Annotated in this window: 8 protein-coding genes and 1 tRNA gene; 4 read left to right on the plus strand and 5 right to left on the minus strand. The window is 44.7% G+C overall.

Annotated elements, in window-relative coordinates:
• Positions 1-21: 21 nt before the first annotated feature.
• Positions 22-2,886 carry a lamin tail domain-containing protein gene (locus tag ALKIM_RS0107305; protein ID WP_026474064.1) on the minus strand — a complete coding sequence of 955 codons (2,865 nt, stop codon included), beginning with the start codon at positions 2,884-2,886 and terminating at the stop codon, positions 22-24.
• Positions 2,887-3,006: 120 nt separating this feature from the next.
• Here ALKIM_RS0107305 and ALKIM_RS0107310 point away from each other — a divergent pair, with 120 nt between their 5' ends.
• Entirely contained in the window at positions 3,007-4,017 is a 1,011-nt protein-coding gene (locus ALKIM_RS0107310) for an aspartate-semialdehyde dehydrogenase (protein ID WP_026474065.1), read from the plus strand.
• A 71-nt stretch (positions 4,018-4,088) separates the two neighbouring features.
• On the opposite strand, the gene ALKIM_RS0107315 is transcribed toward ALKIM_RS0107310, so the two are convergent.
• The gene (locus ALKIM_RS0107315) at positions 4,089-4,511 is read right to left on the minus strand and encodes a DUF3788 family protein (RefSeq protein WP_026474066.1); all 423 of its coding nucleotides are present in this window, start codon (positions 4,509-4,511) and stop codon (positions 4,089-4,091) included.
• Between the two features lie 283 nt (positions 4,512-4,794).
• Here ALKIM_RS0107315 and ALKIM_RS0107325 point away from each other — a divergent pair, with 283 nt between their 5' ends.
• Positions 4,795-6,465 (plus strand): formate--tetrahydrofolate ligase, encoded by a 1,671-nt coding sequence (locus ALKIM_RS0107325; RefSeq protein WP_026474067.1) that lies wholly within the window; start codon positions 4,795-4,797, stop codon positions 6,463-6,465.
• A 223-nt stretch (positions 6,466-6,688) separates the two neighbouring features.
• Here the strand turns inward: ALKIM_RS0107325 and hflX are convergent, their stop codons facing one another.
• From hflX to ALKIM_RS0107340, 3 genes are all read right to left on the minus strand, one after another.
• Complete coding sequence (gene hflX, locus ALKIM_RS0107330) at positions 6,689-7,909, minus strand: GTPase HflX (protein ID WP_026474068.1); 1,221 nt, start codon at positions 7,907-7,909, stop codon at positions 6,689-6,691.
• Between the two features lie 142 nt (positions 7,910-8,051).
• A complete protein-coding gene (locus tag ALKIM_RS0107335) occupies positions 8,052-8,735 on the minus strand; it encodes an energy transducer TonB (RefSeq protein ID WP_026474069.1) in 684 nt (227 codons plus the stop codon).
• A 226-nt stretch (positions 8,736-8,961) separates the two neighbouring features.
• Positions 8,962-9,633 carry an energy transducer TonB gene (locus ALKIM_RS0107340; protein WP_026474070.1) on the minus strand — a complete coding sequence of 224 codons (672 nt, stop codon included), beginning with the start codon at positions 9,631-9,633 and terminating at the stop codon, positions 8,962-8,964.
• Positions 9,634-9,992: 359 nt separating this feature from the next.
• Here ALKIM_RS0107340 and ALKIM_RS0107345 point away from each other — a divergent pair.
• Together ALKIM_RS0107345 and ALKIM_RS0107350 are read left to right on the plus strand one after the other, a co-directional pair.
• A tRNA-Ala gene (locus ALKIM_RS0107345) sits at positions 9,993-10,066 on the plus strand.
• A gap of 144 nt (positions 10,067-10,210) precedes the next feature.
• Positions 10,211-11,284, plus strand: coding sequence for a lysylphosphatidylglycerol synthase transmembrane domain-containing protein (locus ALKIM_RS0107350; protein WP_026474071.1), 1,074 nt, complete (start codon positions 10,211-10,213; stop codon positions 11,282-11,284).
• Positions 11,285-11,362 lie beyond the last annotated feature (78 nt).

An 11,362-nucleotide genomic window follows, 5' to 3' on the forward strand; every position in this document is an offset into this window, starting at 1 on the left:
CAGCATCAAACAAAAAACTGACTATCTCGAACTCACACCCAGCACCGTAACCAGTTTTTGTTCCGTCACTTTTCCCTTCAGATTAAAATACCGGATTAACACGATATAGATGCCGGAGTTACACCGGCGGCCTGAATCATCTGTCCCATCCCAGGAGAAGAAACCCTCGCGTCCGGCGAGTGAGTTATTTGCAATATGTCTGACCGGATGCCCTTCCCGGTTGAACACTGTCACCGTGCAACTGTAGCCAGGCTCCTTAAATCGGTATCGGATAAACAGCAGATCGTCCACGCCATCCTGATTTGGTGTAAAAACCTCGGGTTCAAGAAAAATTGAACTTTCTGTTACCTGCGATTGATTGCCCGCCTGAGAGTTTCGTCGTGCCGGAGTTGCATAATTGCTTTGTGCCGCTGCCGAGTGCCAATTGAAAACATCACCGGATGGGGCTCCCACATCGATACGCTCCAATGAAACCCCTTTGGTAGAAGTGAGCAATGAGAAATGCATCTTATCACTGTAATCCAACCTATCGAACACCACCCCGGCCACATCCGTTAAGAATACGGTACCTCCTGCATTCACAAAATTGGGTAGTGCGGTCAGGTTTTGCACCAGAAGCCGACACGGAATATCGTAAGAAGACAAGAGCCAATCGCGACCCGAAGTAAACACAAGGTGATCGCCGGGGAAGAATGGCCGTGTTTGCAACGACAATGACACCAGTTTCTCGGGCAGACCATTGTCCCCATTGCGCGACAAATAGTACTTTGACAAATCCAACACCTTATCTGAACGGTTAAAAAGCTCCACAAAATCTTCACCACCGGCCGGGGGATCAAACATCAATTCATTGATTACAGCATCGAAAGGTTCAGGATCAACAGGATTAGCAACCCTTACCACATTTGGCGATTGTAGCATATTGCCTGCCAAATCTTGCGGCAAACTTTTAAACCCAAGTTCAAAAACTTCATTGCGGGGTAAAGCATCAGCAAAACACATTGTGATGGCGTTATGAAAAATCTCCTCTAAGGATACGCGCGCTGCCTCCCTGTATGGTGAAACTTGGAGCCCCTCTATAGTAAGCCTCGCATTGTCTGCCATCGGTTCAGAAAACTGAACCACCACGCAACTGTCAGACAGCAAAAAAACATCAATAACCGATGGATTAATGTTATCAGGCATGGAACCGGAAATAGAATTTGACATTCCGGGAGTTCCCCCGGATGGTGAATCAGAATAGCCCCAGTTATCCCAGTCACTTGAAAGGTTATCCGTATCAATCACTTCAAGAGACCAGCCTCCATCGCTTTTAAAACCTGCCTGCCCCATATTGCCATTGTAACTTAACGATGCAATCACCGTTTTTCGAGGACACCTCAATACGATGTCGCCTCCGGTATTTGGGAGTATGGGCCAAGAGGTCACTGCCAGTTTGTTATCCACATCAGCCCACCATACTACTTGTGTAGATGGCACAAGCAGAAGGTAATCGCCCGGAAAAATCAGTGAGCTCCCCAAAGTGGCTGTTCTACTCCCCACACCTAGCGTAAATCCCGCCAGATTTATAGGGTTGTTGCCACGGTTAAAAATTTCAATGTATTCCGAATCGGGCAATCTTACCGGCGGTGAAGGGTCATGCATCACTTCGGTAAAAACCAAATCGTAGCGCTGCGGCTGATAAAAATAGAGCACATAAGGGCCGGAAGGATACAAATCCCCATTGACTGCATATACCGGTCCAAGCGTCATATTCAACACCCTGCCATTTGGTATATCATCCGCAAAAAGCACCTCAACACAACCATCCGATAGTAAGACCACATCAGCCACACGTGGACCGGTATCTTCCCAGTTAAAAGAGGAGAGTCCAAGCGTGCCCCCATCCACCGGTCTGCTGAAGCAGATTTTGGCTCTGTTTGGCTCAACCATGCCAATGGAACTAACCACCGATGGCTCATAGAAATAGGGAAATCTCGTTTCAGGCATCTGGTTGCCATCTTTATCAGCAACTCCGGATATCGTTAAACTGCTCCCTTCGCTAACAGGTAATTCCGAATTAAATCGCAAGTTTAAAACAAAGGGATTGGATTCTGATGGCTCAATTTGGGGGATGAGACTGCCCGGATGAATGGTGAAGTTTGAAGCCGAATACAAAAGATTGGCAACTGGCTTTGAGAACTGAACCTCGAGCCTGTGGCGGCTCACCACGTGTAAATGCTCCACGAGTACAGGAATTGTATCGCGATAAGGCTGGCCGGTAACCAAAATGTCATCAAACCAAAAGTGGCTGTTGCGTGTGGCAGTATAATGGCAACTAAAACCGAACCATTCTGAAACATGCCCTACCGACAATTCGCTTCGGCCCTCCTCTATCCAGCCATCGCCCATATTGGTTTCGAGGGCAAAAGCCCCTCCTATGTTGCGGGTGACGCGCACACGTCCGTTCACATTGTTAAAATCCAAACGCTTGGCAACCCCTTCGATTAATCGGGTATGTTTACCACCGATATTTTGCCACAACGACACATTGTCGGCAGTAGTTCCAAGTACGAGGTAATAGGAAGACGTAATGAGATTGATGTCCGGCGCATTGGCCGTAAGGTAAACCCTCGCGTAGTTATTGGCCGATGGATTAAAACCCATTCGGAAAGAAAACTCCCAAACAGCCTCTTCAATTGCAGATGATCTGGTGAAAATCCAGGCGTTTCCGGCCTCGGCTGGCGCATACAACTGAAGTGCACCAGATTGCGGATCAATTCTGAAATAATCAGTCATTCCGACCCAAGTCGGATTATCCGTAAAATCACCATCGGAGAAAGATTCTACAACCTGGCCAAAAAGCATGGAAACAGGCAGAAATAATAAAATAAATAGGGTACGCATGGGGTAAGGTTATAATTAATTATCTATTTTTGTTGCAATTATGAGATGCGAAATGATAAAAATCATGTCGTTAAAATACGCAATTTTCATCTATTGTAAAACAATTAATTAAACCAGGAAATGAGAGTAGCAATTGTTGGCGTCAGCGGAGCCGTGGGACAAGAATTCCTGCGCGTTTTGGAAGAGAGGAATTTCCCAATGGACGAACTGGTTTTATTCGGTTCGGCCAGAAGTGCAGGAAACACATATACCTTCAAGGGAAAACAACTTACGGTGAAGGAGCTGAAGCACAACGACGATTTTAAGGGAATTGACATTGCCTTGACTTCAGCAGGAGCATCTACATCCAAAGAGTTTGAGAAGACCATCACCAAACATGGCGCCATCATGATTGACAACTCCAGTGCTTTCCGCATGGACAATGATGTGCCTCTGGTGGTACCGGAAGTAAATGCTGCAGAATGTGCCAACATCCCCCGCAAAGTGATTGCAAATCCCAACTGCACCACCATACAGATGGTTGTTGCATTGAAACCCATCGAAAACCTGTCACACATCAAGCGCATCCATGTGTCAACTTATCAGGCAGCCAGTGGTGCCGGAGCCACCGGAATGGAAGAACTTGAAACTCAGGTACACCAAATTGTAAAAGGTGAAAAACCAACTGTAAGCAAGTTCCAATATCAGCTGGCCATGAACATCATTCCGCAAGTGGATGTGTTTACTGACAATGGCTATACCAAAGAGGAGATGAAGATGTACAACGAGACCCGCAAAATAATGGGTTCAGATGTGCAGGTTAGCGCCACCTGTGTGCGCATACCGGTAATGCGTGCCCACTCAGAATCCATCTGGGTAGAAACAGAGCGGCCAATCTCAGTGGAAGAAGCCAGAGAAGCTTTCCGCAAGGCCGAAGGTGTTATCCTTATGGACAATCCTTCGGAGAAAGAATATCCAATGCCACTGTTCCTTGCCGGACGTGATGAAGTTTTTGTAGGACGTGTTCGCAGCGACCTCTCAAACCCCAATGGCCTTACATTCTGGACTGTTTCAGATCAGATAAAAAAAGGCGCGGCTTTAAATGCTGTTCAGATTGCTGAGTACATGATTAAAGCAGGTTTGATAAAATAACAAGCTTATAAGTAATTATTCTGATCAAAAACGGCTTTCCTTTTGTCAGGGAAGCCGTTTTTATTTAGCCACTATTTCAACTGTTTCTTATAATCCATCACACATAACACATCCTGAAGTTGCTCCATGCAATACACGTTGACTACAAGTGGCCACAGTTTACCAATGAGGTTAGCCTTCTTAAAATCTTCCTTGAGGCAATCAGAGATGTTCAACGCATCTATCCCTGGCCCTGTTTTAGCCGTGAAATAGAACCCAATCTTAAAAAACCCTTCCCAAACCGACAGCCAACAAACTGTTTTCTTCTTATGGCAAACCTTACATAACCATGCCTTGCCATCCATATAATAATGCCAATCAGCTGACAAACCTGAATCGTCATACGTGATGTATTTCATCAATTCAAGGTAGGCACTGAATGCTTGGCTTAATGCAACTTTCAACACCTCGTGGGTTGGTGCAATTTCGGGGTCTTTGAGCAATTGAATCTCCATTAGACAGAGTATTTGGGTGAGGCTTACACTGGCGTAATAAATATATTAATTTGACAGGTTAATATCAATGCTCAGAGGTATATGGTTGTGAACAACAGAAAACCCTTAACAAACAACATTTGGCTGGCGCCTCTGACCATTGAATTTGCGAATAGATATGAAAAGTACTATTTTAGAAAATATACAGAAGCCTGAAAAATGACATAATCTTCTACACCCTAAAATTGTATTTTTGGGACTTCGTTTCAGCAATATGTTATTGTAATTTTTTATTTAACCAGATATGAAATCAGACATCGAAATTGCTCAAAGCACAAAGCTAAAGCCTATCAAGGAAATTGCTGCCAGGCTGGGCATTACCGAAGATGTGTACGAACCCTATGGCCATTACAAGGCCAAACTGCCACTCAACTTAATCAACCCTGACAAAATTAAGGGCAAAAAACTGATATTGGTATCAGCCATCTCTCCAACACCTGCCGGCGAGGGCAAAACCACCATCTCAATTGGATTGAGCGAAGGCCTGAACAAAATCGGAAAGCAAACCACCGTAGTTTTGCGCGAGCCCAGTCTTGGGCCTGTGTTTGGCATAAAAGGCGGTGCTACAGGTGGCGGTCACGCACAGGTGGTACCCATGGAGGATATCAACCTGCATTTCACAGGTGACTTTTCGGCCATCGAAAAAGCCAATAACCTGCTGGCTGCGCTCATCGATAACAACATACAAAACAAAAACAATTCGCTGGGCATCGACCCGCGCACCGTGCACTGGAAACGCGTGATGGACATGAACGACCGCTCACTCAGAAATATAATTGTAGGATTGGGTGGCACAAGCTCCGGCGTACCTCGTGAGACCGGATTTGACATCACTGCTGCTTCGGAAATCATGGCCATCCTATGCCTTTGCGAAAGTTTTGACGACCTGAAAAAACGTATAGGCAATATATTTGTTGGCTTTACATATACCAAAGAACCTGTTTTTGCCCGCGACTTAAAAGCCGAAGGCGCCATGGCAGCACTGCTCAAAGACGCCATCAAACCAAACCTGGTGCAAACCCTCGAGGGCAATCCGGCCATTATCCATGGCGGCCCTTTTGCCAACATAGCGCAGGGCACCAACTCCGTATTGGCCACCAAAATGGGTCTGACCCTTTCAGATTATGTGGTGACTGAAGCCGGATTTGGTTTCGATCTGGGGGCAGAAAAATTCCTCGACATTAAGTGCGTTTCAGCCGGACTACAGCCCGACGCTGCCGTATTGGTTGCCACCATACGTGCTTTAAAATATCATGGCGGTGTACTCTTGTCTGACATCAAGCAACCAAACCCGGCTGCCGTAGAACGGGGCATCGAGAACCTTGAAAAGCATGTGGAAAATATGCGTAAATTCAATGTATGCCCGGTGGTAGCCATCAATCACTTTGCCGACGACACCGAAGAGGAGATAAATGTGATTAAAAACAAATGCAAACAGTTGGGAGTGAAAGTTGCCGTTGCCAAAGTACACGCTTATGGCGGAGAAGGAGCAATAGAACTGGCCACCATCGTTTCTGAAGTGGCTGAATCGTGCGCTTCGGACATGACGCCTCTTTACGACTGGAGTTGGAGCATCGAGAAAAAAATCGAGACCATCGCCACACGCATATATGGTGCATCGGCCATTGATTATGCGCCCCAGGCCAAAGCCGATTTGAAGAAGATTCAAGGGTTGGGTCTGGACCACCTTCCCGTTTGCATCGCCAAAACACAGAAATCACTGTCAGATAACCCAAAGCTTTTGGGACGCCCCGAGAATTTTGTGGTAACAGTTCGCGAAATCGAGATTGCGGCCGGTGCCGGCTTCATTATCCCCATCACGGGCAATATCATGCGTATGCCCGGATTGCCGGAGCACCCTGCCGCCGAACACATCGATATTGATGACAAGGGAAAAATATCAGGGCTTTTCTGATATCTTTCAGTATTAACAACATGCATTAACGCCGCAAACTGAAAATTTTCAATTTGCGGCGTTTTCGTATTGATAAGATTACCCTTGAAATATCAGCTATTATCTCTGTTCACTGATCATGTCAAAATAAAAGCAATCCGAGTTTTTTACCTGAGTAATTGTTGATTGTAAAACATGGAAGTCCCCATTTCAATTGATAATTGCACATTGAGATAACCGGGAACTATTCCTCAAAATCGTCGTCCCCCTCAGGATAGAGAAAATCATTATAAGGGAAACGGGTTACATGTACTTTCAACACCTCCTGATAGAGCACATCTCTAAACTCATTGAAATTTGTCTTCTCCAATGCAGAAATAAAAATACAGGGCGTATTATTAGCCATCCAGGTCATTTTTAGCTCCTCGAGAGAGATGTTCATTTTGGTGGCCGGCGTTAAATCATCCTCCTCTTTGGGCACATGATTATATGCGTCAACCTTGTTAAATACCAGGATGGAGGGTTTTTCACGATCGTCAATCTCCCGCAATGTGGTGTTTACCACCTCTATTTGCTGTTCAAAACCCGGATGCGAGATGTCAACGATATGCAGCAACACATCGGCCTCACGCACTTCATCCAGTGTCGATTTAAATGACTCCACCAGGTGGTGGGGTAGTTTGCGGATAAAACCAACCGTATCGGCCAGTAGAAATGGCAAGTTACCAATCACAACTTTGCGAACGGTAGTGTCCAATGTAGCAAAGAGCTTATTCTCAGCAAACACTTCGCTTTTGCTCAACGCATTCATCAAAGTTGACTTCCCAACGTTGGTATAACCAACCAATGCCACACGCACTAGTTTACCCCGGTTTTTGCGCTGGGTAGCCATTTGCCTGTCAATTTTCTCCAGATCCTTCTTTAGTTTTGAAATGATGTCTCGAATGATACGGCGGTCGGTTTCAATCTCCTTCTCACCCGGACCACGCATACCAATACCTCCCCTTTGGCGTTCGAGGTGTGTCCACATACGCGTAAGCCTGGGCAACAGGTATTGATACTGAGCCAGTTCCACCTGAGTTTTAGCATGGGCAGTACGAGCACGGCTCGCAAAAATATCGAGAATAAGATTGGTGCGATCCAGAATGCGGCGTTTGAGTGCGCCCTCGAGGTTTCTCAGCTGCGAAGGTGACAACTCATCATCTATGATGACACCCATAATATCTTCGTGTACCTTGAGATACTCCAGAATCTCCTCTAATTTTCCACTACCAACATAGGTGCGCTTGTCAGTCATCGTGAGATTCTGCGTAAACCGGCGAACCACCTGCGCGCCTGCTGTCTCAGCCAGAAACGCCAATTCATCGAGATGATCCTTCACGTCGCTTTCCGATAAGTCGGGAGTTCTTACGGCGACAAGAACAACCTTTTCGAGTTCTTTACCGGTAGAAATCAAATCATTCATTTATAAGAGTGTTTAGAGTGCAAAAATAATGGATTTTTAATCACCCTTCAATTTCTATGCTGAAACCGTAAAACAAAAGCGTCCAGAAACAGAAAAACCCGGCGCAAACCGGGTCTTTCCTAAAAAAGTTGTATCAGATAAATTACTGAAGAACAAAGTTAATGGGCACTGTGTAGGAAACACGTACCGGACGGTTCCGCTGTCTACCTGGTTTCCATTTTGGCATTGCCTGAACCACGCGTAATGCTTCGCGGTCGAGACTGGGATCCACACCACGCAGAATAACTGCATTGGTCACTTCGCCCTGCTGGTTAATTACAAACTGGATATAAACACGACCCTGAATACCGTTTTCCTGAGCAATAACCGGATATCTGATAGAAGTGGCAAGATAGCGCTGTAATGCGGCATCACCGCCGGGGAATTCAGGCATCTCTTCTACAATCATAAAGATTTCACCGGTGTCACGCTCTTCTTCCTCAACTACAATGGCAGAGAAATCGACCATTGAATTCTGGTCCATTTCAGTATCCAAAATCTCAAGTTCTACATCAAGCTCCACATCGTCGTCAACGATATTAAGGATATCGGTCACTGCCGGTGGTGGTGGCGGTGGTGGTGGTTGTACTTCCTCCTGACGGGTAATTGGAATAATCTCTTCTTCCACCTCTACGTCAGCCTCCATGAAGTCAAGATTTATCTTCACGTCAGTGGTAGTCCACTCAAAGGCAATTAAAACCAAAGAAAGAGTGACAACAAGACCAATCTGCATAAATACAGTTTTCTTGCTTTCGAGATCTGCTTTGGGTGATTTTTTAACTTCCATAACTACTGGTTGCTGGTTATTAGTTACTTAAATATAATACGTAAACCGTATTTTCACAAGCATTTTAAAACAAATTAACAACGAAACAGAGAGGTAAAAATAAGTTTTTCTCATGAAATAAAACAAGCTTTTCTCTCTTTATTCCTGAACATTATATTTTTTTAAAAATTTTAACGTTTGGCACCTTCCTGATTCGTTGTCAATTCAAACAAAAACTAAGGGTGCATCAATTTTGCAATTGAAACAATATTGGCACTGTAAATGAAACACTTACCCTTCTTCCATTCTGTATTCCGGGCTTCCATGCAGGCATCGACTCCACCACGCGTAATGCTTCACGGTCGAGTGATGGGTGCACTCCTCGTGCTATCTTTGCACGTGTAACCATCCCTTTGGCGTCAACAACAAATTCAACAAAAACCCGCCCTTCCACTTGATTTCGAATGGCTTCATTGGGATATTTAACAGCGCTGGCCAGAAAACGTCGAAGAGCTTGCTCACCGCCTGGAAATTCGGGCATCTCATCAACAAAATAGTGCACCTCATCGCGTTCCTCTGGCTCTATTGCCATTGCAAGTAGCCCAAAGTGCCCTTCCTCAGGTAATTCACTGTTTATAAACTCGATGGGCAGCTCCACATCAATGGGTTCATCTGTAATAACCAATTGGCTGATAAGCCTTGGAGGTTTGGGCAACTCTGCAGGTTCAATTACTGTAACAGGAATAATTTCGACAGGAACATCCACTTCGGTGCCAAAAAATTTAATATCGGCAGCCTCTTGGGATGAAGACCATTCAAAGGCGATCAGAGTCATCGACAGAGCCAAGATGAAACCAACCTGAAAAAACAAGGAGCGCTTGCTCTCTAAATCTGCTTTAATCGTTTTCCTGGTTTCCATATACAACAGTTTATGTGGTTATATTAAATAAGTTATGACCCTCTTTTAAGGAATTCAACCTATTTAATATGACTTAACTTAAGTTGTACATACTAAACAATTGCAACAGATACTAAAGCTCTCACAACCAGTTTTTTAACCTTCGAATCGAAATAAGCAGGTGTTAATTTTAACCCTGATAAAGCATTGTGAGGTGATGCGATAAATTGAGAGTCATAATTACCATGCATCTCACATTTAGCTGAAAACAAATAGAATATTTTAAGGCAATGGCCAGCGTGGTAAAAAAGCAGACGTTTTTTTGAAAAAGGTTTGGAAGATTGTTTTAAAAACACCTATATTTGCAACGCTAAAAAAACGGGGGCATAGCTCAGTTGGCTAGAGCGTTTGACTGGCAGTCAAAAGGTCAGGGGTTCGACTCCCCTTGTCTCCACAAAGAACCGGATTAAATTCCGGTTTTTTTTTGTATTCTTAACATCAAATTCTACCGGAAGAGTTTTCCCATCTCTGCTCAATGACTTAATTTTGTATCTGTTAAAACAGATGCAAGAGTGCTCACCCCGGTTAATCACAATTCATGACAGACAACTCAGGAAAGATTCTCAAAAGCATTCACCCTGCCCGTATTGTACTACCGATTCTCATTGGCATTGCAGTAACCGGTTTTATGCTCTACAGGGAATACCAGCCCGGCAGTCTGTCGTTGCTTAGTTTCACACTTCAATCGGTATTTTGGTTGTTTCTGGCCTTTGTGATGATGGGCATACGCGACCTGGGATACATCATACGCCTGCGGATTCTTACTCAGAACAAATTGTCATGGCGCAAGACTTTTAACATCGTGATGCTTTGGGAGTTTACCTCAGCCATCACACCTTCGGCAATTGGAGGAACAAGCGTTGCCATTTTCTTTATTAATAAAGAAGGAATTTCTCTGGGACGCAGTACTGCGGTTGTCATGGTCACCTCATTTCTTGATGAGCTTTACTTTATCCTCACCTTTCCGGTGATTCTGCTACTCATAGGCCGTACCGATATTTTCTCACTAAACCCGGAAGAGGTAGCTATTCCATGGTATCAGAACCAGTTTTTGATATTTGCCTTGGTGGGATACTCCTTGAAACTTCTTTATACCCTGGTCATCTCCTACGGTTTGTTTATCAACCCGCGAGGATTGAAATGGATTCTCCTTTGGATTTTTAAGTTACCCATTATCAAAAAATGGCGACCTCAGGCCAACGAATCCGGCACGGAGTTAATTCAGACCTCCAAAGAGTTCAGAAACTGGCCGTTTAGCAAATGGTTACAAGCATTTGTGGCCACATTTTTTAGCTGGACAGCTCGCTATTGGGTGGTGAACGCGCTAATTCTTACCTTTTTTGGCATGCACTGGCTGAGTTGGAGCGATCACATTCTGGTTTTTGGCAAGCAACTGGTAATGTGGATAATGATGCTTGTGAGTCCCACGCCCGGAGGCAGCGGATTTGCTGAATATGTTTTCAGAGGATTCCTTGCCGCATTCATTCCATTGGGCACAGGTGTAGCCATGGCATTTTTATGGCGTCTTATCAGCTACTATCCCTACCTCTTCATAGGGGCATTTGTCATACCCAAATGGGTGAAAAAGCACTTCGTAAGTAGGAAAGCATAATTCTTTTTGATTAACACATTCAAAACTGTGACAAAATTCGGGCAATTGGTTCATACCTTTCTTAATTTGCAGGTTATG

The sequence above is a fragment of the Alkaliflexus imshenetskii DSM 15055 genome (genome assembly GCF_000517065.1).
Lineage (GTDB): Bacteria > Bacteroidota > Bacteroidia > Bacteroidales > Marinilabiliaceae > Alkaliflexus > Alkaliflexus imshenetskii.

Excerpts from the sequence above, each read along its gene's own strand:
- ALKIM_RS0107305 (WP_026474064.1), bottom strand. The coding sequence starts at position 2,886 with ATGCGTACCCTATTTATTTTATTATTTCTGCCTGTTTCCATGCTTTTT.
- ALKIM_RS0107310 (WP_026474065.1), top strand. The coding sequence starts at position 3,007 with ATGAGAGTAGCAATTGTTGGCGTCAGCGGAGCCGTGGGACAAGAATTC.
- ALKIM_RS0107315 (WP_026474066.1), bottom strand. The coding sequence starts at position 4,511 with ATGGAGATTCAATTGCTCAAAGACCCCGAAATTGCACCAACCCACGAG.
- ALKIM_RS0107325 (WP_026474067.1), top strand. The coding sequence starts at position 4,795 with ATGAAATCAGACATCGAAATTGCTCAAAGCACAAAGCTAAAGCCTATC.
- hflX (WP_026474068.1), bottom strand. The coding sequence starts at position 7,909 with ATGAATGATTTGATTTCTACCGGTAAAGAACTCGAAAAGGTTGTTCTT.
- ALKIM_RS0107335 (WP_026474069.1), bottom strand. The coding sequence starts at position 8,735 with ATGGAAGTTAAAAAATCACCCAAAGCAGATCTCGAAAGCAAGAAAACT.
- ALKIM_RS0107340 (WP_026474070.1), bottom strand. The coding sequence starts at position 9,633 with ATGGAAACCAGGAAAACGATTAAAGCAGATTTAGAGAGCAAGCGCTCC.
- ALKIM_RS0107350 (WP_026474071.1), top strand. The coding sequence starts at position 10,211 with ATGACAGACAACTCAGGAAAGATTCTCAAAAGCATTCACCCTGCCCGT.